The sequence below is a fragment of the Burkholderia sp. Ac-20345 genome (assembly GCF_017104825.1).
Taxonomy (GTDB): Bacteria; Pseudomonadota; Gammaproteobacteria; order Burkholderiales; family Burkholderiaceae; genus Burkholderia; species Burkholderia lata_B.
In genome coordinates this window covers 1-25,620 of the sequence record NZ_JAAGPO010000069.1, presented here as the reverse complement: position 1 = coordinate 25,620, position 25,620 = coordinate 1, and the positions used below count along the sequence as shown (strand labels likewise).

The window sequence follows — 25,620 nt, the reverse complement described above, 5'->3', positions numbered from 1 at the left end:
CTAAACTTAACCCGCAGTTTTCGTAAGTACGCACAGTTTTGTGCAGTAGGCACAGTTTGGATACCACTAGTCACGTGAGGCACGTCAGATGAAGCTCGGAATTCCGCATGGAGAGGTTGAGGCATTCGCCTGTCCCGTTACGTTTACCGTCGAGGTCATCGGCGGGAAGTGGAAGTCCCTGATCCTCTATCATCTCATGTCGGGTACGCGCCGATTCAACGAGTTGAGGCGTTTGATGCCCGAGGTGACGCAGCGGATGTTGACCCTGCAACTGCGTGAACTCGAAGCCGACAACGTCGTTGCACGAGAGGTCTATCGGGAAGTACCGCCGAAGGTCGAGTACTCGCTGACGCCGCTCGGCCAGACGCTGGCTCCGCTGATCAGCGCGATGCGCGACTGGGGTGCCGCGCATGAGCAAGCGATCCTGGAATACCGGCAAACCGGCAAGGGCGACAGCAGTAGCGACGCTTGACCCGCGACACTCGGCAGCGCGAACGGATGGCGGGAGCGATCCGCGACTCATCGCAGCAGCGGATGTCGATCGCGCCGAGCGTCATGACGCAACATTCGCCAGACCTTTTTGGATCTTCGGATGTTTCGCCGTTCGGCGTGCGCCGTGATCCGGTCGCTTTTCCGAATCGCAACGACGTCGATCCACCCCCTGATTTCCGATGAAGGCAGACTTGCCTCCACCGCTACACACGTCCGCTCCCTGTCTTCCACTTTCGCGAGCAGTGCAGCTCCGGTTTCCGTGAGCTCATGGCCGCTTGCCTCGCGGGCAAAAAGCGGTCGTTCGAGCACCTTTTCCAACGCCTGAATTCGCCGCGCCAGCGGCGTGTGCTCTATACCAAGGTGAGCTTCCCGGTGCGCGCCGGCTCCAGAAAGCATCCGAGGTCATCCCGATTCAACGCACGTTCCACATGAGGCGGTGTGCAATTCTGCACATCGAGTGTGCACGCTACCCATCTGCCTCCGACGTTTTTCTCATGATACGTTTAATCACATGACGGAAATACGGGCTGATATGCGCAGTACAGAATGTAGATACGTACTGCAATTTTGTCGCGCCAGTCGATAAATTCAACATACGGAGACGAATCCATGTCGGACATCGGGTTCATTGGACTTGGCAATATGGGACTGCCGATGGCAAAGAACTTGCTCAAGGCTAACCATCGTTTGAAGGTGTTCGATCTGAATCCGGTGGCATTGGAAGCGGCCGCAGAATATGGCGCCGAGGTCGCGGCACATGCCATCGATGCATCGCAGGATGTGGACGCCGTGATCACCATGCTGCCGAACGGCAACATCGTCGAGTCGACCTACCTCGGCGAAAACGGAATACTGCGGACTGCGAACCGCAATCCGGTCTATATCGACTGCTCGACGATCGACCCGAGCTCGTCGAAGACGATCGCAGACGCAGCAAATCGGCACGGCCGCGAGGTAGTCGACGCGCCCGTGTCCGGCGGGATCATGGGCGCCCGGGAAGGAACGCTATGTTTCATCGTCGGCGGCAAAACGGAAACCATAGCGAAAATCGATCCGATCCTTCGTGCAATGGGCAAGACCGTGATCCATGCAGGCGAGCATGGCGCAGGACAGCTGGCGAAAATCTGCAACAACCTGCTCGCAGCCGTCTCGATGGTCGGCACCGCCGAGGCGTTGGCATTGGGCGCCAGGAATGGTCTCTCGCCTCGCATCCTGTCGGATGTGATCCGGAATAGCAGCGGTCGCAACTTCATGGTGGACCGGTGGAATCCGTGGCCCGGCGTACTGCCGGACGTGCCGTCCAGTCATGCATACAACGGCGGCTTCCAGGTCAATCTCATGCTCAAGGATCTCGGTCTGGCATTGAACTGCGCGCAGACAGCACAGGCGAGCGTTCCGCTTGGGGCATTGGCACGAAACCTGTTTGCATTGCATGACGAAGCGAATGACGAAAACGCGCTTCTCGACATATCCAGCATCCAGAATTTTTACTACAGAAACCCACAACCCGACTAAGCAAGGAGACTGTCATGGCCAAGGCCTACTGGATTGCGCATGTGGAGGTTTTCGACGCCGAATCCTATGCGATCTACGCAAAGGGAGCGACGGAGAGTTTTGAGAAATATGGCGGGAAGCCGTTGGCGAGAGGAGGATTCACTCGGCATCTGGAAGGACAGCAGCGGCCGCGAAACGTGGTGATCGAGTTTGACAGCATGGAAACTGCGTTGGCGTGCTACAACTCGCCTGAATATCAAGCGGCAAAGTCTTATCGTGATGGCAAGGCGGTCGCCGATCTGATGATCGTGGAAGGATTTGAATGAACTGCGTTCGCCGCAGGAAATGAAAGGTCGGGACGCGGCACGAACACACCGTTGCGTTGCCCGGTTCGAGCACTAAAAGGCAGACGCGACACGTTCTGGGCGATGGAGCAAGCCCCCGCATCCCGATGAAAATCCGTGGCGCTTGCTTCGGCCTCAGCGCCCCTGGCGCCACGACGTCTGTCGACGTGCCGCCTACGGCGACTGCTTCTCTGACACAGAGGTTGTGACGCGTCGCTTGCTAAAGCTAAAGGCAGGGTCTACAAACGATCAAGCCTGACGGCTACGGGCTTTGCGCATGCTTTCAGCTGCGACTTTGGACTCGTTCAGCAGCATCTCCGCCGCCTGCCATGCCCTTGCGGCAGCACGCGGATCCCCGATCGCACGCGCATCCGCGGTCGCCCCGCTCAGCAGCATCACGTACACGCCTGCAAGCTGACGCGCCCGGCGACGCGGAATGATCTCGGAGAGCAGTTGCTCCATGAGGGCCAGCAAGTCATCCCGATAGCGCACCGCCACGTCGGTCACCTTGGGGCAGGTCGCACCGAACTCGGCCAGCGCGCGCTCGAACAGGCAGCCCGCAAACTCCGGGCTACTGAACCAGGTGCCGTACCAGTCGAAAATCCCCTTCAGGCGCGCAGTGGCGTGCGGCATGGGGCCGAGCTTGGCAGCGATGCTCTCCATGATGAAGGTGTAGCGCTGTTCCAGCACTGCCTTGATGAGATCGTCCTTGCCCGCGAAGTGATGGTAGAGCGTCATGCGGGCAACGTCCGCTTCGGCGATGATCCAGTCGATGCCGACCGGATGAAAACCATGGAGGGAAAACAACTCACCTGCCTTGTCGACCACCTGCTGGCGTTTGCTCGCGCGCATTCATGCATCTCCTGACTACAGGGCGGCATCTTAGCACCGCCGCCAATACGGCTCCTTTCAGCCTGTAGGGCAAGCATTGCCGACTGCCGGATACGATCTCGCTCTTCAGCGCGGTGAATGCTGCGTCCTCCACGCCCCTCTCATTCGTCTTGCGCCAGACAAGAACCGGAGCGTTCAGGAATCCCCGCAAAAAGTTGTACGCGGCAACGTTAGTGCCTGTTCGTGCGATACGGCGGGGCGTGGGATAGACAGCAAGCAGTCGGCTCCGAGTACTCGGGAAACGCTATCACGCACGATGTCCGGAGGGTCCGCGGGCAGGAGCGCTGCGACATGACGTTCCGGGTGACTCGGCAGACATCGTCAGCCACCACGAAGTCAAAGGAAACTGCCGGCTTCGGCAACACGGGATCACTTCACCGCGACGGCGTCAACGGATCAAGACACGCAACCGATACGCCGTCAGCGAACATCGTCACCCGAGCCGACACACCCATCGAGTACGGGTTTTGAAGCAGATGACTCCACGCGGAAGTGTGCGCCAGCCCGGCTGGCATCCAATCGGGCCGCAATTGCCGCTGCTCGCAGCGGTTTCAGCAAGGCACCCGGCCACCGCCCATCATGCACCATCGCTGCGTCTCCTGTGGCGGGGGCGCATACGGTAGTCCCGTCCTCGGATCGATGTGATCATACTGACCCGTGAGGTGTCGAGCCCGCCACGCGGCTTGCTCGGCATACTGTTGCTCGATCGCGGCGTGCTCTCGTGCCAGATCTGCCTTCTGCGCATCGTCCAGTTTCTTCGTCATGGTCACGAGCCGCGCGAACTTTGGATCGCGAACATCCTGCAGGGGCGGAAACGGCGGCGCAGGCGGCATGATGAGCACAGGGCCGGTGTATTTCGGTATCGGCAACCTGGATGGCCGGCCAAAGTTCGCCGCCATATCCATCTCCCACAAGGCGGCGTCCATTCCGAGCACATATTCGTAGTCGCGATTGACGACCGCCAGCGTGACCGGCCCCGACGGCGCCGGCAATGGCTGCAGGGAAGGAGGAAGCGTCTGTCGAGCCTCGGGATAGATGGTGCGGGCATAGGCGATTGCGGCGACGGAGTACTGCTGCAGCACCGCCTCGTACGCTTCCAGTATCTGCGCTCGAGCATAGCCGCCAGGATTCTCGAACATCGGCTTATATGCCAACACCTTCCGGCTATACAACGCATTCGCATTCCGCTGCTCTGCGGCAAACTGTTGTTGAGGATCCGCCGGCGCAGACGCCGACAGGGGCGCACACCCCGAAAGCACGCTGGCGACAAGCAATAGCCCGACTGTCGCGCGCACAGCCGACGGGCATTGACGCGACATATCCGCGATCGCCTGGGTGACCAAGGCGAACAAAACAGTGGGGTTCTTGATTGCTCTTGTCTGCATGGCACGGTGTCTGGAAGGCTTGGTCATTTTTAGCTAGGCCCTGATCGCGACTGTAAATGCGATGCGTCGCAGTAAAAATGAAATCGGCACAAAGCGCTCATAGAGCGCTGAACATCAATCCCGCGTACATCGCGCGAGGATGCCCCGATCGACGAGCGACGTCAGCAACCCCGTGTATGTCGGACATGCGGCGATCGCATTTCGTGCAAGCACATCGTCGATTTCTGCCCTGTCGTTGCGCACGCACTCGTACTGCCGCTCAGTGGATGGATGCAGCAATGCGTACGCGCCGCACAAATGCACGAACGCAACGACTTCCTCGAACATTTTCGTATTGATCTCGATGGCAACCATCATGTCGGAACCATATCCGCATTCCGAATCCACCTTTGCCGCATAGGCACGCATGTCGTAGGCGGGCAACCAGGATGGGCCCAGCCCGTCCAGGCTGCGGGCGATCTCATCGATACCGGCTGTCAGGGTCATTGTGAAATTCCTGCCCGAACCACACTCGACGCCCCGGCACCGCGTGGCATCAGATCCACATCTTTACGAAGCGAGAAGAACGATATGATGAATGTATACTAGTCGATCTACTTTGACTAGAATCGCGATCAGTGAGGTCGAAGCAATCGGCGCAGGCACAACGGTCGCCGTGCTTTTGCTTCGCGATATATTTCCCGTTCCTAATATTTGGGAAATGAACGCGTTTCACAAAAGCGCTGCTCGGCGGTTAATGCACACTCGCGATGCCAGCGACAGGCAAGCACAGGCGCGCCGTACGTTGAAGCGCGCATCCACCGACCTCACCGGATCTTCCGCTATGCCGCGTGCCGATTTTCTGCCGCTTGTCGCCGCATCTTTCGCATCTAAGGGTCTGTGCGGTGCCGGCCTGGTGCTTGGCCTCGCGCTCACGGTGCCGGCCGCCGCACAAACGAATGCACCCGCGCCACGCGTGGTGTCCGAGTTGAAGGACATCCGCATGAAGGCGCTCACGAATCTGCCCAGGGCAGCGAGCCCCGTCGATCGCGACAGTTGCTCGCAATGGGTCATCCAGCCGAAGTCGGCAGCAGCCAAACTGGTCGCAGCGCAAGGTTGGGCCATCTTGTCGGACGTGCCGCTGGGGCCCTACCGCGCGGTCAGCTTCGCAGGCCAGATGGAGCCCGCAACCAGCGGCACCTGCAGCATCACGCAAGGCAACGTAGCCGTGTTCGAGAACGGCAAGCTGATCGCGCTGGCCTACGGCAAATCGGCGGACGATACCGCCATCGGCAGACTGGCCCCGCTCGAAGGCGGCGCCGTACGCATTTGGGATGGCGACATCGCCCCCTCGCCCGCCGGCGACCTGCGCGTTGACGCCGACGGCACGCTGCGCCTGTCCAAGGTGGCCGACGAAGACTCCGTCTGCAAAGGCCGCGCCAAGGTGCCCAACGTCTACAACATGCCGATCGACAAGGCCCGCAAGGTGCTGGTCGCCCATGGATGGAATCCGGTGCGAGGCGGCGCCAGCGGAGAGCCTCGGCAGTCCGCTCTGGTCAGGCGCGGCATTGTCGAGACCGAATCCTGCGCGGGCACCGGCCTCGGCTTTTGCGACTTCGGGTACGCGGCCCCTGCCGGCAGGCTGACGTTGACCACCGTAGGCGACGGCGACCTCCCATCCGTCACGGGTTACGACGTCAAGTGCCGCTGATCACTCATCGTTGGCTGCGTCGCCCTGCCCACCACAAAAACCGTGAGCGACTCATGCAACGTCTGCCGATGCGAACCCCGCCCCACATCTGGCGTGCGCTCTCCGCCGGCGTCCTGCTGATCGGCCTGAACGCGTGCGAGCGCGCCACGCCGCCCGCCAGCCCGACGGCGGCACCCGCGTCCGCTGCGTCTTTGTCGGCCGCCCATGTGCCGGAAACGGCGGCAGCATCGCCGCTGCAAACGCTGTTGGGCGTATTCGGAGGGACGAAGCCGGCAACCTGGCAGGCGTTCGACAACGTGCACGGCGTGCACTGGAGCGACGCGAAGCCGCTAGGCAATCCCGACAGCCATTCCCCCGAGGCCACGCACTACCGTGGCGGCAACATGCTGCTCACCGGCTTCGGCGACGTGGATGTGCCTGACGGCAAGGTCGGCGACGAAGCCGGCGTCAAGAAGGACAACGAAGGCCGCGTCGGCGTCGTACTCAACGGCAATGCAGCTGCCGTCCTGTCGATTGCGCTGCGGAAGTTCTACCCGAGCGACGACACGCAGGACATTCTGCTGCGCCAGTTCGGCGGCAATGCCGCGGTCAAGCGCATCGCCGGCAGATGCGCGCTCGACTACGGCACCACTGCACCGAACACGCAAAGGAACGTGTTCTACCGGGTCAGCATCGACAACGCTGCCGTGCCGGTGTTCGCGGAAACCTACGTCGATGAAGATGGCGGCAATCAGGGGCCGGGGGCGACTAACTTCGTGTTCTACCGCACCAGGCCGGACCAACGTATCGCGAGCATGCAGTGCAAGGGCGCCGACGCCTGAGCACGAGCGCTTCGGCATCAGGACGCTCGCACGAGCAGCGCATACCAGGGCCTGCTTGCCGCCGCAAAGGCAGCCGAAGCAGTGAGGTTTCGGGTACTCCACCGCCCTTCCGGACTGCTGATCGAATGGAAGACATCGACTCGACACCATCACTACACGGGAGAAGCAGCATCATGAGTTCCGCACACCTGCGCCTGGCCGTCCTCGGGCTGATGCTCGGTCTCGGCTCGCACCACGCCGCGGCCGCGGCCGGCTGCGAGGCCAATTTCAAGAGTGAAGCCGACACCGGTGCCGGGACACGCTTCTCGACGTTCACCACGGTGCCGGGCCTGGACGCACGCAACGCCATCGCGCAACTCAAGCAGATTGCCACGGGCGACGGCTTCCTGATCGGCGACGAGAACTACACCGGTTCGGCCGGCCAGCTGACGATCCAGCAAAAGCAAAGTGACCGCGCCCGCGGATTCGCCATTACGCTGACGGCCAACCAGGACACGAAGACCATTTCCGTGGCGACGACGTTGCCCCCAGGCATGCAGGCAGCACCCGAAGCCATCCGGGGCGGCATGTGCGGCATGCTCGGCCGCGTCGACATGAGCCGCAACGCAGTGAGCACCGGCGTGGCGGCCACGGCGCCCGCGTCGTCCAACGACGCCTTTCCGGGGGCGCCCGCCTTTACCACCTGCACCTACAACTTCCGCCCCGCGCTGGATGGCGTCACCGGCCGCCACTACACCACGTGGTTGCCGATCAAGGCGCTGAACCCGGCCGACGCGGCCTCCCGGCTGACACAGGCTGCCACCGCAGCAAAGCTGAGCGTGACGTCGAACGAACGACACGGCACGCTGACCGAAGTCACGATCGTCCAGCCGCTCCCGGACCAGGGGGAGAAGCGCTCGTTCCCGATCCGCTTCATGCTGGAGGAGTCGCTGGGCGTGATCTCCGTGGTCGCCCGACTCAACCCGAAGCAGGAGATGGACGACGAAACGCTGCGCAAGGAAATCTGCTCGCTTGTCGCGGCCGCAACCGCGGCACCACCGGGAGAATCGAAAGAGCCCCCGGCGCTGCCTCGCGAGCGCAAGCTGGCAAGCTGGCACGCCGGCATCGACTGGTTGATCAACCGCGCCGTGGTGGCCGGCAAGTCCCTCGTGATCGTGCCCGCCATCAACCTCGACAGAAAGTACACCGGCGACGAAGCCGTCAGCCAAAAGAAATGGGCGTTCCGTACCGACGTGACGGCCACCACCATCTGGCAAAACAAGGCCAATGCTCATGACGTGATACGAGTGGGGCCGGACGAACCATTCAACGAAGTGGGGCTGCACGGCTATGTATCGACCTTCGTGGCGGGCAACGCCCAGTACTTCGTCTACATCGTCAATCCGGGTACCTACACCGTCGCCGGCAACACCTACGAGACGACCTCCGACGCGATGTCGCAACTCGGCACCCGGCAGAAGCCGGGGCGTTCACCGCTGGGGCAGATCTCGTTGCTGCCCAAGAAGAACACCGACTTCATCGAGTCGCAGGAATGGTTCAACGCACAGTATCGTGACCGCGAGGTCACGGATACGTACTGCTCGTCGATCTTCGTCCAGGGCGGCGGCTGCGCATTCTGGGCGACGGAGAAGAGAACGGTATCGGAGATGACCGAGCCTGCCGGATGGAAGTCCGTCACCCGGGAGAAGTCCGTCGACGGGCTGGCGGTCTCGACCAGGCTCAAGCGCGAGTTTGCTTCGTTCAGCGTCGCACCGGGCGAAGCCATCGTGATTGATGGGCTGTACCCCACGCCGCCCAACGCGGACTACGACAAGCAAGCCTGCGAGATCGTCAGCGGCCAGATCCAGTGCGACCTGACGCGCTATACCCTCACTCGCATCCCGGCCGACATGGCGCACGTACAGGGGCTCGCATCCGACCCGGGGTTCTACCCGCGCGCCACGCGCATTCTGTCCAACGCCAGGTATCGCCCGCTCAAGCTCCTGGGCAAGCCGGGTGAACTTCGCTCGGTGTACGGCCAGGACTATTCGCTCGGCGTGCGTTGAGCCCACGCCCCGAACCTCGCTCCGGAAATTGCCATGACCGCCAAACCGTCCATTGCACGCAGCCTGTTCCTGATGGCCTCGCTGATGCTCAATGCACAGGCTGCGCGTGCCGACAGCGATACGTGCGGCAATCGCGCCGCCGCCATCGTGCGCAGCGCGTACCCGAGCGCCAGGCCAAGCAACGGCAACTTTACGCTCGATGGCCTGACCATCGTGACGCCCGCAGGCGACCCCGACGGCGAAACCGCACACATCGTGTGCCGCATCTGGCCCGACCACCCCGAATTGATGCTCGCCGCAGTGCCCTTCGTCAAGGATGCGACGCTCGGCGAATCGGAAGGCCGTCTCGATCTGCTCGTGCTCGACAAGACCGGCCTGACCCTGCGGCAGCGGTTGCGCCTGAACACCGGGACCGCAGGCGGCCAGCTCGGACTCCGTTCAGTCCGGTTCGACAGTGCCCGCTACCCGCTCGCGCCACGGCAAAACGCCGTGGGCCTGCTGGTGATGCGCGGGCGTCAGGTAGATCCGAAGAACTTCTCGGAAGACGCGTTGTGGCTCTATGCGTTCGATGGCAATCAGGTCAGCCCCGTCGTCGACGGCCTGGTCGTCCAGGCAGACACCACCGTCATGGGTGAGCAGTGCTCGGACACCTCTGTCGGGGGAAAACGCACGCTGGCCGTGGTTCCGTCGCCGCGCAGCGGTTTCGCGGACATCGTCGTCACGGAGAAAGTGCTGTCGCGTCGCATGACGAAGGGCAAGGACGGCATGTGCGCACTGCGCCCGACCAGGTCGGAAACGTCCACGCATCGGCTGGTCTATGACGGCACGCGATACGACGTGCCCAAGGCGCTCCTCAGGCCGCTGGAGTAACCCGGCCCGGCACGCTCGCCATCGTCGCTCCCGGCCGTTTGATCGGCACGACGATGCTGGCCGTCCGGCGCTGCGTCACGTCGTGAAACCCGCGCGCGAGTATCGCCGAAAGGTCACGACTGCGCGGACGAGTCGCACATGAAGCGCGGCCTCACCCGGGCCTTGAACAACCGAATCAGCACGGAAACCAGCATGAAACCCACCATCCAGCACGTCGCCTGTGTCGCCCTGCTCGTCACCGCGGCTTCTGCACATGCAATCGACTGCAAGAAGGCCAGTAACCGCGTCGAGCACACGATCTGTGCCGACGAAAAACTCAAGGCCGCCGACGCGGAAATGGGCAAAACCTATACGGCCATCATGCAGCAAGCGGGCAACGATGGTGAATTGCGCGCGATGCTGGTACGCAGTCAGAAACGCTGGCTCGCGGCGCGTGACAAGCGCTTCGCGGATCCGGTCGATTTTCCCGGCGCACCGAATACCAAGGCCCTGCGTGCGAGCCTGCTCCAGGCGATCCGCCAGCGCACCGAGACATTGAGCGAACGCGGCAAGGCCGCACCGCGCCTGCTTGAAACGGCTCTTGCGCAGCGCAAGTTTCTGACGCAATTCACGGGCGGCCCGTTCGCCGGGTTCGAGACCCGATGCGACTTCCTGCCCCACGATGGTCAACTGAGCTACGGATGCTTCAGCGAACGCCGCTATCAGAACCAGGACAGGATCTGCACCCTGCAAGACGATTGGGCGAGCGGCGGCTATTACGAGACGCGCTTGGTCGGCAACGTCGTCCAGGGCAGGCTGGAAACCGTTGCAACTTGCGGCGACGGCTCCGAAGGCGGCAGCCCGTGTCCGGATGCGGATGAGCCGCGCAAGTCGACCGCCGGCTGGAATCTCCATCCAGGCCGCCCGGCCCTGGCGCCAACGGCGCTACCCAAGCTGGATGCCGAAGCCGAACTTGGCACGGAAGACACGGGCTGGCTACGTGCCTGCCTGACCGACAGCCGCTACCCTCGCGCGGCGCGCTGAGAACCGCGCGCATCGGGCGCGTCCGTCGGCGTTGAGAAACGAAAACCATGACAAGGATTCGGCATGACGCAGACACGAAGCAAAATTCTCGAATTTGCAGTCCGGCGCACTGGCAGCATGTTCGTCACGCTGCGGATTGTCGTGGCAGCATTGAGTTTATGCATGCCGTTTGGCAGCGTGCACGGACAGCCTGCGGGCGCGGCCACGCCGGACCGCGCAGGCAAATCGCCTGTCGAATCTCAAGCGCCAGCAAACCTGAGCACGACGCAAGCGCTACAACGCATGCTGGCGCTGATTCAGGCAAGCAGCCAAGTTACCGACATCACGCCCGAAACGGTACACCGCATCTTTGGCGTGCAGACCACAGCGATTGGCAAGGATCAGTTCGGCTATGGTCAACGCTTGCCGGGCAACTGGGCATTCAGTATCCAGCGGGTGACGATCGGTGAGATCGATCCGCGTGTGGATCTGATGTTTGATCCGATTCCCGGAACGCAGGCATCTCCGTTGACGACGTGTGAACCCACTTTCGCTCAGTTCACGGAGGCACTGGAATCGATGGGGTTCAGTCGCCACACCCATTATGGTGAACACAGTCGGTGGATCTTCGATTCTTTCGAGCGGCAACGCATGCATGTCGAGGTATACCCTCTCCGGGCGTTCTCCGATAGCGGCGAGCCACTGGGGCCGGCCTGCGTGAAGGCGGTATTGGTGCGATAGGGCAAACCGCCCGCTTTGCGCCGGCAGTGAACGTATTGAATACACGTCGGGCCGCTCGCGCAGTTCTGCTTCTTCAGAACCTCGCAAGTCCTTGCCTCCCAAGCAGAGCCCCCACACCACGAACACTACAGAGATAAAAAAAGTCGCGGCTCGTGGAGGATTTCATCGAAAGCAGGAGGGACGAGGCTGATCGCTTACCCAGCTTCGTAGCGCACGCCGCGCATGCGCTTCGGCTGCACGTCGCCGCAATCCCGGCTCACCAGCGTCAATGCTCGTCGGCGAACTCGGCCCACGCCTCACTCTCCGATACGCAGCGATGCTGCTCGGCCGTGAGCGCGATCGCTACCAACACATCGTCGACGCGCCGGCCGATCGCGTCGTCGTTCTCGAACGGCACCTGCAGTACCGTCACGCCGTCGCGGGTCGGTGTTCGGGCGACCCCGGCCAGCACTTCGCGCCCCAGCACGCGGGTCCGGTCGCGACCGCCGGCGCGCGTCGGCTAGACCTTCAGGGTCACGTGCACGGCCACCATCGGTGCCCCGCCGGCGGGATCCGCGTCGACGGCGTGCGACACCACGCTCGGCGCAGCGAGCGGAGTGGCCGCAGACGTTCATCGCGGATTGCGCGAACGAAGCGCCGCGACGGATCACGAAGCTGCGCGGCATGGCATCGGTAACCCGACGGGGCAATCCGCAAGGCCTGGCAGATCGGCTCGACCCCGAAGGTGTCGCGATGCTGATCGATGAAGGCCTTCAGGACTTGAAACGGCGGTCGGGCTCCGCCTGGGCGAAAAACGCGCTCGCGACCTTGAGAATCTCGTTGGCGCGATGCAACTCCTTGACTTCGCGCTCCAAGGCCTTGAGGCGCTCGCGCTCGTTTGTGGTTACGCCATCGCGCTCACCGTGGTCGACCTGGTCGCGCTTGACCCACTCGTGCAGTGTCTGCGGTGTGCAGCCGATCATCGGCGCAATCGATTCGATCGCCGCCCACATCGACGGATGTTCGCTACGCTGCTCGCGCATCAGGCGAACCGCGCGCACTCGGACTTCCGGAGAAAACTTGGTTGCCTTCTTGTTCATCGCTCAAATCTCTCAAGAGTTGGAGCCTCCATAAAATCCGGGGCGGTTCATACCGCACAGCGAACTGTAATCACGTGTAATCGATTCGCGCGTCAATCCTTCCTATGCTGCAAGCACTCTTCCTCAAGCCTTGAATTCTCTGAAGGTGACGCTTTGCTAGCTGGAAGACGTGAGGACGCCACTGGCGTCATCACTTAGCACATCGATTCTTTAATTTCATTCTGGAATTAACCACGGAGATAAAAATGGACCTTCGCTACGTCATCCACCTTGCCGGACAGCCCAACTGGGTCATTGCAGCTTCTGACACATACGTTGGCGCCCCTATCGTCTTGCGCAACAAAGATAATGCTGACTCGTCCCTCTACACCTGGACATTTCGAACCGAAGACAACTCAATTGCACTAGCATCCACCAGCAATACCCTTGTTCTGGATGGCCAAAGCTTAACTGACAATACGAATTTTGTTCTTGCAGCATACACCGGCGCTGCAACGGCTACTCAACAATGGAGATATGACGCCCCCTATCTTCGAAATGTGACCGACCATTCGTACGTCATCGACAATTACGGTGGTTACCTGACGGACGGCAACAGTATTATCGTCTTTCAATTCAATGGCAGAGCGAGCTCCCAACAGTGGGAACGAAGCCCGGCCGACTCCTTTAAGTGATAGTTGCAAGATTTTCTCTGTTCTATCACGAGGGCAGAAATATCTGCCCTCGTAAAGCCGGCAGCGGCCCGGTTTGCAATATCGAGCCGTCGAGCCTTACCCTGCACTGGGCTGGCCGAGCAATGGCCTGCAAGCACAACTTTAGGGCTACGTCTCCTGGGATCCTTATATCACCGTCAAAAGCGGAGCTCGAACCGGCGCCTCGAACACGACCGATGCCAGTCTTCGGCAAATTAAGTCGTGTTCCCGCAACAGACGAGCGATAGTCCGGGAAGCATTGCTGCACGACGGGACAAGCGGTCACGAAGCGAGCGTGCTCGCGCCGCCCAATAACAGGTATTCACGCACCGAAGACAGCGGGCTCGACCATTTGCTTGCTCCACAGCCATTCGAGCAGCTGTTGCGCCCTGGCCACTTCCATCGATCTGCCGAGAAACGCAATCAGCTCGAGCGGATGCGTTGCCCGCGTCAACATGTCGAGGAGCGGAAACAGCGCCACGCCATTCCAGAACGCGACGGGTCGATCAAGACTCGGATGCTGCAAGGCGGGATGCGCGGTGACGCGGTCGCCGGTCGCGCAAGGCACCACGACAATGCCGGTATTGCGGGCAAAGCGGATCGGACTGTGCAAGGGCAACGGAGGCACGGGCTCGCTCGGCTGGGGCTGGTTCGACGGTACGTGCGCCAATTCGTCTTGCAGCGCGTGCGTCATGAGGTCTACGCGCGCCGCGGCTTCGTCGCCGAGCGAGGACGTCGCAACCGTATCGGACGTCAATGCAGGCGTCGAGCGCAGGCGCCAGAAAGGCGCTTCGGCGCACCATGCCTGACGGTAGTACCCGGCGGTCCATGCGAGGTGACGCGCCGCGCTTTCGATCAGGCGCGATTCGTAAAAGCGCTGCGCCAGTTCGCGCTCCGAGGCATCGCTTGCCCGGCACCACGTGTTGATCGCGATAGCGGCCTGGAGCGAGAAGCGCATCGCCTTCTCGACGCCCGAGGACGAGATCGGGTCGAGCGCGAAGGCCGCGTCGCCGAGCTTGATGCGTCCGTCCTGCCAGGAGAGCGCGTCGACGTAGGGCGTCGATACGCACATGCGCGGCGAATCGCACCAACGCACACCTGCCATGTCCTTGAACAAGGCACTTCGCGTGCAGGCGCTGCGCAAGACAGACTCCGGCTCGCGTTCGAGCGCATCGTCCCGCGTGGAGGGATCGAACGTGAACATCACGCGGTAACGGCCGCCCGGCAGCGCGGCGCCCCACATCCATCCGTCATCGAGCGCTTCCACGCGCGTGGCGGCATCGGCATGCGCAGCCGGTGTTTCCATCGCGGCTTCGGCCCATACCGTGGACAGCCGAGGCGCTTGCAAGCGCTGCGGCTCACGCCGGCTCTGCCGGCCCTGGGCATCGAGCAGCACATGCGCCTCGATGTTCCGCAGCCCGTCGGGCGTAGCGATTTGCACACGCCAGGCACCGGGCGCTCCGGCGACTTGCGCGAGGCTCGCCGGCCGCAGCACTTCCACGCCGCGCGCCACGGCCAGGCGCAGCAGCGCCGCATCGAATGCGGCGCGCTCCACGACGGCGCCGTCGTGCGCCACCGTCTCGATCGATTCGCTCGTCCAACGTACGCTCGTGGGCTTGCCTGCGAGGATGGGAACGGATTCGAGCACCTCGTCCGCGTCGAGGTAGCCGATGATGTTTCTGACACCCGGCGTCAGCGCTTCCCCGATCTGCGGACGAGGCCATAGCGGGCTTCGCTCGACGAGCAGCACGCGATGCCCGAGATGGTTCAAGCGAAGCGCCACGCACAGGCCAGCGGGACCGGCGCCAGTCACGAGCATGTCGAACGTGCGATTCACGCCGCTCCCGCACCACTGGACGACGCGCCGGGCGAACCGGCAAACCAGGCCGGCGCATAGCGCGCGAGCCTGCCGTGCGCGCCGATCGCATAGTGCAGCCAGCCGCGGATGTAATCGCAGGCGCTGCGTCCGCGCTCGAGGACTTCGTGATGGCATCCGCCACCGCAAAGATAGCGCGCCCAGCATCCATTGCAGGGCTGTTGCTGGTGCACGTGACGCTCGGCGAGCCAGATCGTCTGGCGCGCCTGATCGACGCCCGTGGAAAGATGCCCCATGACGCCGGCCTCGTCGCCGACGAAGCGGTGACACGCCGCCAGTTCGCCATCGGCGGAGACGCCGAAATACCCCGCCCCTGCGCCGCACGGATACGGCCGATGCGTGCCGCGCTGGATTTCGCGCAGCGCGTTCTGCATGTTCGAGAACGGGTAGCGCTCGCCGCGCATGACCTTTTGCTCGAACGCGAGCCCGCAGGCGATCATCCCCTGCAGCATGTCTGCCATATCGTCCGGGCCCATTTCCGCGCGGCCGTTCGAAGCGCGCAGCAGCGGCGAGAAGCCGACGCTGTGGAACCCCATGTCGACGAAAGTATCGAGCGTGCTCGGCAAGTCGAGATTGAACGGCGTGACGGTCACGCGCGCCGAGACCTGCATGTGCCGCTGGCGCGCAAGCAACGGCGTCACGCGCTCGACGATGTGATCGAACGAGCCCATGCCGCCCTTGAACGGACGCAAGCGGTCATGCACGGGCGCGGGGCCGTCGAGGCTGACGGTGACAGCGAAGCCGTGCTCTTCGAAGAACGCCCCGTCGTCTTCCTGCAGCAGACTGCCGTTCGTCGTCACTGAAAATTGGCATCGGATTCCGCGGGCATCGGCACGCTCCCGCGCGTGGACAGTCGCCGCGCGCAGCACCGCGCGATTGGCGAGCGGCTCACCGCCCATGAATGCAAGATTGATCTTGCCGCCCTCACTCGCCTGCTCGATCAGCAGGTCGACTGCCGCAAGCGCGGTTTCGAGCGGCATGTTCTTCGCCTTGCCGCCAAATTCCCCTTGCTGGGCGTAGCAATAGGTGCAGCCGAGATTGCATTTCTGCGCGACGGCAAGCGACAACGCGTGCACCGGCATCTCGGTCAAAGGCTCGTCGTCGATCGCCGGGCGCATGTCGAGCCCGCGGCTCGCGACCAGCGAGGCGACGGCCTGCGCATCCCCGTCCTCGAGCGCTGCCTGAAACGCGTCATGCAGATCGTGCGGCACGTGAAACAGGCGGCTTCCGTTCACGAGCAACAGCTGCGCGCCCTCCGCATCCTCGACCACGTGGATTCCGGGATGCCGCGGGCGCGACGCCTTGACGATGCGCGCCGCCATCGCCGATGCCAGCGGCGCGAGCGGCTCGACGGCGAGGTCAGGTTTCATCGGCATCCTTGCCGCGGATCACGAACTGCAGATCCTCCTGCCAGGACCGGAACAGATCGTCGTAGGACCACAACCGCGTGTCGACGCGATTGTCCGGCACGTACGTGCCCGTGCGGCGCTTGGAGAGCCACATGTCGCCGCGCGCCAGCCCGTCGTCGCCCGGCTCGACATTGACGAAGTCGGGTCGCGACGCGGCCCAGTAGTAGCACGCGCATTCGCGATAGTCGTTCTGCCAGGGCGCGCAGAGGCCTTGCGTCAGCTCGCCCGGCTTCAGCATCTCGAGGTTGAAGCTGGCGGTGTCGCCCTCGAAAAAGCGCCTCAGCGTGAGTGTCGCCTTCAGGGTCTCGGTTTTGCCGTGGTCGTAGTACACCTCTTCCAGGGCGTTCTCGTGAGCCGTGAATTCGCATTCGACCGACTTGCCCTGCAAATGCACGATGCGTGCGATGGAGTTCGACCACTCCATGAACGACACCGCATTCGGATTGGGCTTGCTCGCCAGCGTGACAGGATCCCCGTCCGGCAGCACCGGCCCTTTCGTGAGGACCATCGTGCCGACCTTGTGGCCGTCGAAGCTCAGCAGGCGGCGCGTCTTGAGATGTTCGTAGCCCGGCTCCGCATCGACGACGTAGTTGTTGTTCTCGACCAGGGTGATGCCTACGAATGCGCGCCGCCAGAGATTGCGGAAATCGAACTCCAGGCCCGGGAAGCAATTCGAAATCGCCGTGCGCGGCATCACCGAGGCCGGGTTGCCCACGCCGCGATGGTGAATCTGCGCGGTCAGGTTGGACGCGCGGATCTCCCCGTTGCCGGGCTGCTCGAGGTCTTTCGGAACGTTCGGATCGTTAGCCGACATGCTTGTCTCCCTTCGGATCAGGTTGTCCGAACATCGCGTCTCGCGCCGCCTTGATCACAAGGTTGATGTGGCGGCGCGTGAGCGTCAGGCTACGGCCATCCGCCCCGCGCATCAGGGCCGGCATCTTGCGCAAGCCCTCGGCGGTCAGGTCGCCGATGTCCTCGGGCTGGCGCAGCAGCTTGGCGAACCACGGCGCGCCACCCGCCGCCAGCGTGCTGAACACGCGCTCGTGCAGCGCACGCAGCGCGAGATTGTCGACGATCGATTCGGCGGCGATCGGCTCGTAATAGCGCTCGAAGTCGGCCGTGTTCTGCCGCACCATCGTGCTCGCGACGTTGAGCCTTCCGTTGACCGGGTTGCCGTTCATCACGGCGGTGTTCATGAGGCGGATCGTTTCGAGCGCACGCAGGACGATCTCCGTGGCTTCGTCGATCGATACGCTCTCTTCCGGGACGTGGATGCCGTGGAGAATCTGCTCCATCTCGTCAGACACCACGCGCACCGGCATGGTATCGGGCGCATAGGCCGGCGGCCCGGCACCGATATAGCCGTGCGCGCGCAGCGTGGAGCCGTCCTTCCTCGTCAGCACGACTTGCACGTGGCCATCGCATTCGTCGTCGAGATAGCCCCAGCTGACTTGATTGCCATCCTTGTCGGCGTATCCGGCAAAAATCTGCGCGGGGTTGGTCGGCGCGGGATGCGCCTTCGTGGGGCCGCCCGCCTCCCTGAAGCCGAGCCACTTGCCCGGCGTCTCGGCGTAGAGCAGGAGATGGTCGCGATCGATGACGGGATCGAGCTCCAGCTTGTCTTCGCGTTCCTTGTCCGAGGTGCGGCGCACCAGCCGCGTGCCGTACACGATACCAGCGGCAGGGGTGTAGCGCAGGCGGATCTCGGGGAACTGCGCCGTCGGCTTCACGAACTGGACGTGGCCGAGCGGAAGATGCCGCCCCGGGCGAAAGTGCTCGCAATGGCCTTGCATCGCGTGCCGCTTGTGATCCTTGAGGCCGGTCAGGTTCGCGTGGATCTTGTCGTTCGTGTCGTTGGTGCGGCGGTAGATCTTGATGTTGCCCAGATGGATATCCCAATGCAGGGCATCGAGATCGAGTTGTTCCGCCGCGAGCAATTGCAGCGTGAGCGGCTGCAGCGTATGGGGCGCCTCGCTCGTGCGCGCAAACACTTCGAGAAAAGGCGCGACAGGCCGCACCTTCCTGTTCGCGTCCTTGAAGCGAATCGTGTCGGGCACATAGGCCTTCACGATCTCGCCGCTTTCGGGATCCACCTCCAGCGTGGTGCACGGCACGATGCGTCGAAAGTCGAGCGGGTTGTCGGGATCGACGACGAGGTCGAACGCTTCCAGCGGCGTCGCCGCGGCGCCCAGCCTGCCGACCGCGATGGGCGGCAAAATCCGGAGTTCCAGTATCGGCATGTGCGGCTCCTAGAGTAGCGCCAGATCGACGTCGCCGGACAGGATGCGCCTGGCGACAGCGGCCAGGCTCTTGTCGGCTTCGCGCAGACTGAGCAAATACGGATGGCGCCCGGCATCGGTGTTGGCCAGCAAGTCCACCACGAGGCTCTCCGATGCCGCGAGCAGATCGAGGTGCCCGCGCCAGCGGTTTGCCTCTCCGAACGGGCTGTTGAGCGTATAGGGCATCTGGAACGGCGGCCCCGCGAGCGACGCGTCCGGCTCGATCGACACGCGCGACTGCATCAGGATCTCCGAGAGCGCGCGCAGGTTGTACATCTCGCCGAACGCCGCATTGACGATCGTGCCGCGCGGCGTGAACTGCCCGGCCGCATTGAGCCCGCCGTAGAGCGTGAAGCTGTGGATCAGGTACTGCAGCAGCATGCGGTAGCGCAGGTTGAACAGCGACGCCCACAGCTGGGTCACCGGCTCGGTGATGGGCGTCACGGGTGCACCGCCCTGCTCCGGCTCGAGCTCGGGGTCGAGCGCCACGTAGGGATTGACCGCAACGGGCCGCGAAGGCCGCCAGGTGTCGTCTACCTTCGCCGCGTGCAGCTCGGCCGCCGCTGCCGGATAGGCTTCCGTCCAGGCTTCTTCGAGAAAGTCGTCGGGGCGTGCGGCAAGCCAGATGTCGGCGCCGCACAGCTCGCCTTCGAGGACCGCAAGCATCTCGACATAGATCCGCAAAAAGCGCACGAAATGCGAGGGATCCTTGCCGTGGGGCGCCTCCCCCTGCTTGGAGATCTTTTCCAGCGCGTCCACCGCGTCGTCGCGCGAGGTGGCGGGCATCACGAGCACGTCCGGCGTTCCGCCTAGAGAGCGACCGCCGCCGCCCCTGTGGCCGCCCTTATACCCGCGTCCCCATTCGGCAAAATCCGCCTGGCAGCGGTAGGTGTCGGCCTGGAAGACATCATCGGGCAGGTGGTCCCTGACGAGCGGAATCAGCGTATGAAACAGCTCGGCGACCTGATGAGGATTGGATGCCTGCTCGCCGACGCGCCGGCGGATATCCTTGCCCAGCTCGCCGCCGTCCCAATCGAGCGGCGCCTCCGTATAGACGTATTTCGCGAGCGAATCGAGCGTCAGCGGTTCGAGCATGAAAGGGAACGGATAGAACGGCGTATCCCACGGGTAATCGTCACGCTCGAAATGCAAGGGCGAGCCGATCAGGCGCAGCACGTTCTGCACCGTGATCAGGTGGCCCATCTCCTCCTTGGCGATGCCGAGGATGGTCTCCTGCCAATTGCGGACCGTGTCGCGAAACGCCTCCGGCACCTGCGGCCCGCCCAGCGAATAACCGGCGTACAGGTACTGCACCATCAGGCAATGCTCGATTTCCGCATCGATGGACAGCAGGTAGGTGACGTAGTCGCGCGTCGATAGCTCATTGTTGAGCACAGGCTTGGTGGAAGGGCCTTCGGCGGCCAGCTTGCCACGCGCAAGCCGCCCTGGGGATGAACCGCCGGGCGCGAGATGCCGCCACAGTCTGAGAGATTGCATTGCCGCTCCTTATTACCTACGTCTGAAATAGAGGGTCGTGCAGTACTGCAGGGAATGGCTGGTATTTCGGTACTGATGCGCGCCAAACGTCGTTCGACCCGCCGCGCGGTCATTCGAGCGGGCGCGGCGCCACCCCGCCCGCTCGTCTTTCCCGGCTTCGGCTCTCCGTGGAGATCTGCGGCACGTTCAACTGCGACCGCAGGCGCCGGACAATCAGATCGGCTGGCAGATGAACGGGTATTCGGAATCGTCAATCAACGGCTCGATGTCGAAGAAATCGTTGAGCACCGATTCCGCCGTGCAATAGGCGCCTTCCACCCAGGCCTGATCGTTTGAGTAGCACTCCCCCACGATAAAGATGGGCGCATCCTTGCCGTCGATCAGCTGCGACGGCTTGCGTATTTTTTGCTGGACGTCGGCAACGTCGTAGTGCGCGGCCCACGCGTGGTAGCCCGCACGGAACGGCGGCAGCGACCAGTCGACATAGGCCGCCTCGAGCGGCTCGGGCACGTCCGCAAAGTCCGAGTTCGGCCCAAAGTGCAATTCCGCCAGCTGCTTTCGCAGCATCTTGACCATTCTGTCGGGCACCTTGCGCGGCCCGATCAGGGGTTGGATATCGTCGGCGATCGGCACATGCCGCTCTTCCTTCGGCCCAAGCTCCAACTCGCGCCAAAACGTGGTGAAGGTTTCATCGTCGTAGGAAGCCAGCAGGCCGTAGACCGGCTTTGCATTCTTGTCAGCCGCGTTATTGCCGAAGTAGACCACCATGCGGATCGGCGTGTCGGTCACGCTCGGTCCCATGGTGTTGCGCTTTGCGACGGCGAGCAGCAACGTTTCCTGTTTGACGGTCATCCGCTCGCCGGCAGCCTCTTCCACAGCCTTGACCAGCGCGTCGGCGCTCGCGAACTGGACATTCAGGATCGTGTCCGAATCGGACATCGCCTGCACGAACACTGGCGGAAAATCCTGCTCCTTGAGCGACGCGATCACGGCATCCGTTACTACGTAGCCTTCGATCTTTGGCGGATAGGGTGTAGCCGGGTCCAACCACCACGCCTTCTCGAAGAACATGCCGACCTTGTAAGACGGCTGCATGATGGCCGACTCGAGATAAAGTTTGACCTTCTGGTCGTTCAGGACGTCCAGTTCGCCCCGATCGTCATAGCGGGAGCCTTGGGCAACCTGTTCGAGCGCCGCGCGCGGCATGGCCAGCCAGGCGGCCGCCGTGGCCCGACGGGCAGCCTCCCGGTAGGGATCTTCCCGCGTCGCGATCGTGTAATGGACGACGCCGTTCTCGACATGGATGGAGCGCAGCCGCTGGTTCGGGTAATACTGAAGCGTGACGCCCCGCTGCCTCGCCAACTGCTCGATGGCCGCAAACAATGCGTGAAACATGCCCGAGTAGCCGGTCGTCAGCGTCATGTACTGATTGCCCGGCGTGAATTCGTTGTTCGCCTCGAAGGCGACCGCGGTATTCCAGTTGATCACGTTGGACGAGTATCCGTTGCCGTCCGCGGCGTACTGATAGCCTTCCGAGCCGAGCTGGTCGTACATCAGGTTCCAATAGCCGATGTCCTTGAGCAAATCGCCTTTCTGGAAGATGGAGCTCGACGGCAGTTCGGCCGTGATGCGGCCATGCTGATAAAACGCGTCCCACTGCTTGCGTGTGCTCGGACCACTGGCGCTCGTGACCGCCACCGCTTCGACGACGGCGAAGCCCTGGTCGGGCGTGGTCGCGGCACCAAAGTTGTTGGCCGCGTACGGCGCCGGATTGCGCGAAGAAATATCGCTTTGATAGAGATTCCTGGCGCGCAGGTAATAGAGGGGATCGCTCGATTCGTTGAAAGGCACGGCATAGCGGTCGAGCCCGAGCTTGGCGATCACCGTCGTGACCAGCCGGTGGCCCTGCGCTTTACCATCATTTTGGCCGTTCCATTGCGAATAGCGCATGCCGCCCAACTCGAGGTACGAATGGTCGGGATTGTTCTGGTAGTGCCAGGTGCAGACCCGGGCACCGGGTGCACGGGTGCCCTGAAATTCCTTCGAAAAATCGTACTTGCCCCAGTCGAAGAGTTCCAGGACGTCGCCCTGCTGCAACTGCCGATGCGGATCGCCCCCCGCTCGCGTCTGGCCATTCAACAGTCGCCAGGCCGTGTATAGACCGGCCGCACCGCACCCGAAGATCGAGTAGGTCTTGCTTGCCATGGTGTCCTGCTCCCGTAGATGCGCGGCCTGCGCTCAGGCCAGCTTGTTGAAATAGCGGCTACCGGTGGAGAAGTGCGAGATGTCGAATGGGGTATGACCGTCCAGGGTCAACTGGCAAAGAATTTCGCCTAGCAGCGGAACGAACTTTCCGGCCCAGCCGGTCGCATAGATGACGATGTCGCGGTGGTTCGGCACATAGTCGGGCGCGAAGTCGATCAGCAATTCCTTGTTCGCGATCTTGCTGAGTGCAACGAGGCAGGTCGACGTGAAGCGCGGAACCGGCTCGAGACCCTCCATGTGCTCACCGACCCATTCGGCCGTGAACGCGAGTTCCTGAGGATTCGGAATGGGCGTGCGCTGATCGGGGGACGTCAGCGGCGCGAGGACAAAATCGGAAGCGACACGGATATAGCCCGGGTAATTCCAGGCGACCTCCGGGAAGCCGTAGAACTGGTTGCCGTTGTCGCCCACCGGGTTCTGGAAAACGAACCAGGTGGGGTACTGGATATCCGGCCGGGTCTTGCGGTAGTAGGCCGAGGCCATATTCCAGTAGGTCGCCGCGATACGGAACCCCAGCAGCTTGAACACGTCGTCGGCATAGGGGCCCGGCGTCAGCACCAGTTTTTCGGCACTGAAGGTCCCAAGCGGAGTCTTCACTTCAAAGAGGCCCTGCCGACGCTCGATGCCGATGACCGGCGCCTCCTGCAACAGCTGCACGAAGGGAGAGCGCTGATTCCAGTCGAGCAGCGTCCGCTGCGTGGCCGCGAGATCGATGCTGGCGCCCTGGGCCTGAAATAGTCCCGTATACGTCGACGGCAGATTGCGAAAGTGAAAACGCTTCTCCAACTCGTGCGCATCCAGCGTTTCATAGGCAACCCCTTCGGCCTTCAGCGCTTGCTCGGCGGCGGGGATATTGCCCTCTGTCGACTTGACTGACGGATCGCCGAACCACAAGGTGCCGACCGTGTCCATGAGCGGCAGCGGCGTCAAGCCTTGCAACTCGTCCCAATAGGGGATCGACTGCTTGACCAGCTTGACCATGTAGGCGTCGGGATAGGGAATGCGGAACTGGCGCGACACGCCGGCCGAGCTGCCAAGCTGGTTCACGAAGGTGAACTGCTCGAGCACCAGCGTCCTGGCCTTGCGCTTGCCGAGATGGTAGGCGGTCGACAGGCCCATGGGCCCTCCACCGACAACGATAACGTCATAGCGATGCGTTGCGTCGTGCATGTTGGGGCTCCAGGGCATCCGGAAGCAAATCGATTTCAGCGATCCGCGAGATCACGGTCCCGATCGATGCAGCAATGGCCGAGTTGCTAAGTCGAGCTTCAGAGAGGCTTTGAAAAGCGGAATTGATTACACCGATTTCATGCCTGGCGATGCGTCGTCGTCCGTATCACGCTTAGCCAGCCGCTGCGGTCAAATTACATGCCGAGTGACGGTATGTGAGCAAGCTGGCAATCTTGACAGGAGGTTGAGATCTCAATCCCGGTTCGTCGCGACGAATCAGGGTTTCTTCCTATGTTCTTATGGCCGATGTAGATGTGGTACATGACCTCGGACCGGATCGATAAGGTTCCACCGATCCTTCTGGGGAACGCCGACGAACGAGCTGATCTATCATCAACGCTTCGCTACGCGCGAACAGGCACGCCTTGCCAACAGCGAATACATCGAAATCTTCTACAACCGGCAACGCACGAAGGCGCGTCTGAATTACCAATCGCCTGTCGCGTTCGCGCAGCGCTTCTATCTGAATCAGATCGCAGCTTAACCCGTTGGCCTCCACGAACTCCGTCCGACCTCACACCCGGCCGCCGCCCGTTCAAGGCTCGATCACACGCGGCGTCACGAGAAAGAGCCGCTCACTATGTCCGTCCTGTCTGTCGGTCGCGCGGAACAGCGCGCCGACGAGCGGCAGCTTCGACAGCACCGGTATGCCCGATTGCGTGCTCGAGCGCGCATCCACCTTGTAGCCGGCGATCAGCAATGCCTGCCCCTGCTCGATGAACGCCTGCGTGTTGATCTCGTTCGATTCGATCACCGGAATGTTGTCGACCGTTTGCCGCGACAGCTCGCCGTCGACGATCCGCACGTCGAGCTTGATCTGCGTGCGCCCGCCCTCCTCGACGACCATCGGCAGCACGCGCAGCGACACGCCCGTCGAGATGCTGTACAGGTCGGCCGACGTGTAGCCCGCGACGCGCACGAAGAACTGCTTCTTGTTGTCCATCACCGCTTCGACGTTGTCGAGCGTCGTGACTTTCGGGCTCGCGTCGGTGCGCGCCTGGTTCGACGATTCGAGCGCGTTGATGCGCGCGAGCAGATAGCGGCCCGCGTCGCCGAGCACGGCCGTCAGTGACAAACCGAGCGGGCTCGCCGGCAGGCCAACCGAATCGTTGCCAGGCAGCGTGATCGAACCGAATGTCGGATTCAGCGAACCATTCGCATACGAGTTCTGCGACGTGAGCCCCGTGCCCGTCTGCAGATCGATATGGCTGTTGTGCGCGCGCCAGTCGACGCCGAGCTGCTTGAGCGCGCCTTCGTCGATCTGGATGATGCGCGCCTCGATCTCGATCAAACGCGGCTTGACGTCGAGGAGCGCGATCAGGTCCGGATACTGCGTCATGTGTTCCGGCACGTCGCGCACGAGAATCGAGTTCGTGCGCGGATCGGCCTGGATCACCGGCAGGTCGGTCGAATCGCTCGCGCCCGCCGGTACGCCGTTCGCACCGCCGCTCGCGTCGGGCCAGCCGGCGCCCGACACGCGCGCCGCGCCCGGATTGGCGATCGCGGCGGCAACCATGA

General features: G+C 62.7%; 23 protein-coding genes, 3 pseudogenes and 1 other annotated feature. Of the genes and pseudogenes, 12 read left to right on the top strand and 14 right to left on the bottom strand.

Features of this window, described 5'->3' with window-relative positions; genetic code table 11:
* The first annotated feature begins 88 nt into the window (after positions 1-88).
* Both G3O06_RS23940 and G3O06_RS23935 read left to right on the top strand, forming a co-directional pair.
* Complete coding sequence (locus G3O06_RS23940; protein WP_205817730.1) at positions 89-472, top strand: helix-turn-helix domain-containing protein; 384 nt, start codon at positions 89-91, stop codon at positions 470-472.
* Positions 469-675 (top strand): hypothetical protein, encoded by a 207-nt coding sequence (locus G3O06_RS23935; RefSeq protein WP_205817729.1) that lies wholly within the window; start codon positions 469-471, stop codon positions 673-675. The genes G3O06_RS23940 and G3O06_RS23935 overlap by 4 nt, the downstream gene beginning before the upstream one ends.
* Positions 676-795: 120 nt before the next feature.
* On the opposite strand, the pseudogene G3O06_RS50020 reads toward G3O06_RS23935, so the two are convergent.
* Positions 796-888: pseudogene (locus G3O06_RS50020) on the bottom strand (hypothetical protein); the annotation flags it as partial.
* A 213-nt stretch (positions 889-1,101) separates the two neighbouring features.
* On the opposite strand from G3O06_RS50020, the gene mmsB reads away from it, so the two are divergent.
* Together mmsB and G3O06_RS23925 are read left to right on the top strand one after the other, a co-directional pair.
* Complete coding sequence (mmsB, locus tag G3O06_RS23930; protein ID WP_205817728.1) at positions 1,102-2,007, top strand: 3-hydroxyisobutyrate dehydrogenase; 906 nt, start codon at positions 1,102-1,104, stop codon at positions 2,005-2,007.
* 14 nt (positions 2,008-2,021) lie between these two features.
* Entirely contained in the window at positions 2,022-2,312 is a 291-nt protein-coding gene (locus G3O06_RS23925) for a DUF1330 domain-containing protein (protein WP_174987130.1), read from the top strand.
* A gap of 267 nt (positions 2,313-2,579) precedes the next feature.
* Here G3O06_RS23925 and G3O06_RS23920 read toward each other — a convergent pair whose 3' ends face one another.
* The 3 genes from G3O06_RS23920 to G3O06_RS23910 form a co-directional block, all read right to left on the bottom strand.
* Entirely contained in the window at positions 2,580-3,182 is a 603-nt protein-coding gene (locus tag G3O06_RS23920) for a TetR/AcrR family transcriptional regulator (RefSeq protein WP_205817727.1), read from the bottom strand.
* Between the two features lie 590 nt (positions 3,183-3,772).
* Positions 3,773-4,633 (bottom strand): hypothetical protein, encoded by an 861-nt coding sequence (locus tag G3O06_RS23915; RefSeq protein WP_205817726.1) that lies wholly within the window; start codon positions 4,631-4,633, stop codon positions 3,773-3,775.
* Between the two features lie 87 nt (positions 4,634-4,720).
* On the bottom strand, positions 4,721-5,092 hold the full coding sequence (locus G3O06_RS23910; RefSeq protein WP_205817725.1) for a hypothetical protein: 372 nt from the start codon (positions 5,090-5,092) through the stop codon (positions 4,721-4,723).
* A 298-nt stretch (positions 5,093-5,390) separates the two neighbouring features.
* On the opposite strand from G3O06_RS23910, the gene G3O06_RS23905 reads away from it, so the two are divergent.
* The 6 genes from G3O06_RS23905 to G3O06_RS23880 all read left to right on the top strand — a co-directional run bounded on the left by G3O06_RS23905 (position 5,391) and on the right by G3O06_RS23880 (position 11,775).
* Complete coding sequence (locus G3O06_RS23905) at positions 5,391-6,296, top strand: hypothetical protein (RefSeq protein WP_205817724.1); 906 nt, start codon at positions 5,391-5,393, stop codon at positions 6,294-6,296.
* The gene (locus G3O06_RS23900; RefSeq protein WP_205817723.1) at positions 6,287-7,117 is read left to right on the top strand and encodes a hypothetical protein; all 831 of its coding nucleotides are present in this window, start codon (positions 6,287-6,289) and stop codon (positions 7,115-7,117) included. Before G3O06_RS23905 ends, G3O06_RS23900 begins: the two co-directional genes overlap by 10 nt.
* Before the next feature lie 173 nt (positions 7,118-7,290).
* Positions 7,291-9,162 (top strand): hypothetical protein, encoded by a 1,872-nt coding sequence (locus G3O06_RS23895; protein ID WP_205817722.1) that lies wholly within the window; start codon positions 7,291-7,293, stop codon positions 9,160-9,162.
* A gap of 33 nt (positions 9,163-9,195) precedes the next feature.
* On the top strand, positions 9,196-10,032 hold the full coding sequence (locus G3O06_RS23890; RefSeq protein ID WP_205817721.1) for a hypothetical protein: 837 nt from the start codon (positions 9,196-9,198) through the stop codon (positions 10,030-10,032).
* Positions 10,033-10,170: 138 nt separating this feature from the next.
* Complete coding sequence (locus G3O06_RS23885; protein WP_205817720.1) at positions 10,171-11,055, top strand: lysozyme inhibitor LprI family protein; 885 nt, start codon at positions 10,171-10,173, stop codon at positions 11,053-11,055.
* A 63-nt stretch (positions 11,056-11,118) separates the two neighbouring features.
* Positions 11,119-11,775 (top strand): hypothetical protein, encoded by a 657-nt coding sequence (locus tag G3O06_RS23880; RefSeq protein ID WP_205817719.1) that lies wholly within the window; start codon positions 11,119-11,121, stop codon positions 11,773-11,775.
* Between the two features lie 265 nt (positions 11,776-12,040).
* On the opposite strand, the gene G3O06_RS23875 is transcribed toward G3O06_RS23880, so the two are convergent.
* The gene (locus G3O06_RS23875; protein WP_241020217.1) at positions 12,041-12,241 is read right to left on the bottom strand and encodes a hypothetical protein; all 201 of its coding nucleotides are present in this window, start codon (positions 12,239-12,241) and stop codon (positions 12,041-12,043) included.
* A gap of 131 nt (positions 12,242-12,372) precedes the next feature.
* Positions 12,373-12,854, bottom strand: a pseudogene (locus G3O06_RS23870) (transposase); the annotation flags it as partial.
* Positions 12,457-12,573 (bottom strand) — a sequence feature (AL1L pseudoknot). (Overlaps the previous pseudogene by 117 nt.)
* A 245-nt stretch (positions 12,855-13,099) precedes the next feature.
* Between G3O06_RS23870 and G3O06_RS23865 the strand changes: the two are divergent.
* Complete coding sequence (locus G3O06_RS23865) at positions 13,100-13,528, top strand: hypothetical protein (RefSeq protein WP_205817718.1); 429 nt, start codon at positions 13,100-13,102, stop codon at positions 13,526-13,528.
* A 340-nt stretch (positions 13,529-13,868) separates the two neighbouring features.
* On the opposite strand, the gene G3O06_RS23860 is transcribed toward G3O06_RS23865, so the two are convergent.
* The 7 genes from G3O06_RS23860 to G3O06_RS23830 all read right to left on the bottom strand — a co-directional run bounded on the left by G3O06_RS23860 (position 13,869) and on the right by G3O06_RS23830 (position 24,042).
* The gene (locus G3O06_RS23860) at positions 13,869-15,383 is read right to left on the bottom strand and encodes a tryptophan 7-halogenase (RefSeq protein ID WP_205817717.1); all 1,515 of its coding nucleotides are present in this window, start codon (positions 15,381-15,383) and stop codon (positions 13,869-13,871) included.
* The gene (locus tag G3O06_RS23855) at positions 15,380-16,792 is read right to left on the bottom strand and encodes a radical SAM protein (protein WP_205817716.1); all 1,413 of its coding nucleotides are present in this window, start codon (positions 16,790-16,792) and stop codon (positions 15,380-15,382) included. Before G3O06_RS23855 ends, G3O06_RS23860 begins: the two co-directional genes overlap by 4 nt.
* Entirely contained in the window at positions 16,782-17,645 is an 864-nt protein-coding gene (locus tag G3O06_RS23850; RefSeq protein ID WP_174968764.1) for a hypothetical protein, read from the bottom strand. The genes G3O06_RS23855 and G3O06_RS23850 overlap by 11 nt, the downstream gene beginning before the upstream one ends.
* Positions 17,635-19,071, bottom strand: a complete 1,437-nt coding sequence (locus G3O06_RS23845) for a hypothetical protein (RefSeq protein WP_205817715.1) — start codon at positions 19,069-19,071, stop codon at positions 17,635-17,637. The genes G3O06_RS23850 and G3O06_RS23845 overlap by 11 nt, the downstream gene beginning before the upstream one ends.
* Before the next feature lie 9 nt (positions 19,072-19,080).
* Positions 19,081-20,607, bottom strand: coding sequence for a ferritin-like domain-containing protein (locus G3O06_RS23840; RefSeq protein WP_205817714.1), 1,527 nt, complete (start codon positions 20,605-20,607; stop codon positions 19,081-19,083).
* A gap of 213 nt (positions 20,608-20,820) precedes the next feature.
* Positions 20,821-22,812 carry a hypothetical protein gene (locus tag G3O06_RS23835; RefSeq protein ID WP_205817713.1) on the bottom strand — a complete coding sequence of 664 codons (1,992 nt, stop codon included), beginning with the start codon at positions 22,810-22,812 and terminating at the stop codon, positions 20,821-20,823.
* Between the two features lie 33 nt (positions 22,813-22,845).
* On the bottom strand, positions 22,846-24,042 hold the full coding sequence (locus tag G3O06_RS23830; RefSeq protein ID WP_174968768.1) for an FAD-dependent oxidoreductase: 1,197 nt from the start codon (positions 24,040-24,042) through the stop codon (positions 22,846-22,848).
* Positions 24,043-24,397: 355 nt separating this feature from the next.
* Here G3O06_RS23830 and G3O06_RS23825 point away from each other — a divergent pair.
* Positions 24,398-24,586, top strand: a pseudogene (locus G3O06_RS23825) (IS3 family transposase); the annotation flags it as partial.
* A 51-nt stretch (positions 24,587-24,637) separates the two neighbouring features.
* Here the strand turns inward: G3O06_RS23825 and sctC are convergent.
* Positions 24,638-25,620 (bottom strand): type III secretion system outer membrane ring subunit SctC (sctC, locus tag G3O06_RS23820; protein ID WP_205817712.1); only part of this gene is annotated, 983 nt, incomplete at its 5' end.

Excerpts from the sequence above, each read along its gene's own strand:
- G3O06_RS23845 (WP_205817715.1), bottom strand. The coding sequence starts at position 19,071 with ATGCCGATACTGGAACTCCGGATTTTGCCGCCCATCGCGGTCGGCAGG.
- G3O06_RS23830 (WP_174968768.1), bottom strand. The coding sequence starts at position 24,042 with ATGCACGACGCAACGCATCGCTATGACGTTATCGTTGTCGGTGGAGGG.
- G3O06_RS23855 (WP_205817716.1), bottom strand. The coding sequence starts at position 16,792 with ATGAAACCTGACCTCGCCGTCGAGCCGCTCGCGCCGCTGGCATCGGCG.
- G3O06_RS23920 (WP_205817727.1), bottom strand. The coding sequence starts at position 3,182 with ATGCGCGCGAGCAAACGCCAGCAGGTGGTCGACAAGGCAGGTGAGTTG.
- G3O06_RS23910 (WP_205817725.1), bottom strand. The coding sequence starts at position 5,092 with ATGACCCTGACAGCCGGTATCGATGAGATCGCCCGCAGCCTGGACGGG.
- G3O06_RS23880 (WP_205817719.1), top strand. The coding sequence starts at position 11,119 with ATGACGCAGACACGAAGCAAAATTCTCGAATTTGCAGTCCGGCGCACT.
- G3O06_RS23885 (WP_205817720.1), top strand. The coding sequence starts at position 10,171 with ATGAAGCGCGGCCTCACCCGGGCCTTGAACAACCGAATCAGCACGGAA.
- G3O06_RS23850 (WP_174968764.1), bottom strand. The coding sequence starts at position 17,645 with ATGTCGGCTAACGATCCGAACGTTCCGAAAGACCTCGAGCAGCCCGGC.
- G3O06_RS23925 (WP_174987130.1), top strand. The coding sequence starts at position 2,022 with ATGGCCAAGGCCTACTGGATTGCGCATGTGGAGGTTTTCGACGCCGAA.
- G3O06_RS23895 (WP_205817722.1), top strand. The coding sequence starts at position 7,291 with ATGAGTTCCGCACACCTGCGCCTGGCCGTCCTCGGGCTGATGCTCGGT.
- G3O06_RS23940 (WP_205817730.1), top strand. The coding sequence starts at position 89 with ATGAAGCTCGGAATTCCGCATGGAGAGGTTGAGGCATTCGCCTGTCCC.
- G3O06_RS23915 (WP_205817726.1), bottom strand. The coding sequence starts at position 4,633 with ATGACCAAGCCTTCCAGACACCGTGCCATGCAGACAAGAGCAATCAAG.
- G3O06_RS23865 (WP_205817718.1), top strand. The coding sequence starts at position 13,100 with ATGGACCTTCGCTACGTCATCCACCTTGCCGGACAGCCCAACTGGGTC.
- mmsB (WP_205817728.1), top strand. The coding sequence starts at position 1,102 with ATGTCGGACATCGGGTTCATTGGACTTGGCAATATGGGACTGCCGATG.
- G3O06_RS23840 (WP_205817714.1), bottom strand. The coding sequence starts at position 20,607 with ATGCAATCTCTCAGACTGTGGCGGCATCTCGCGCCCGGCGGTTCATCC.
- G3O06_RS23835 (WP_205817713.1), bottom strand. The coding sequence starts at position 22,812 with ATGGCAAGCAAGACCTACTCGATCTTCGGGTGCGGTGCGGCCGGTCTA.
- G3O06_RS23890 (WP_205817721.1), top strand. The coding sequence starts at position 9,196 with ATGACCGCCAAACCGTCCATTGCACGCAGCCTGTTCCTGATGGCCTCG.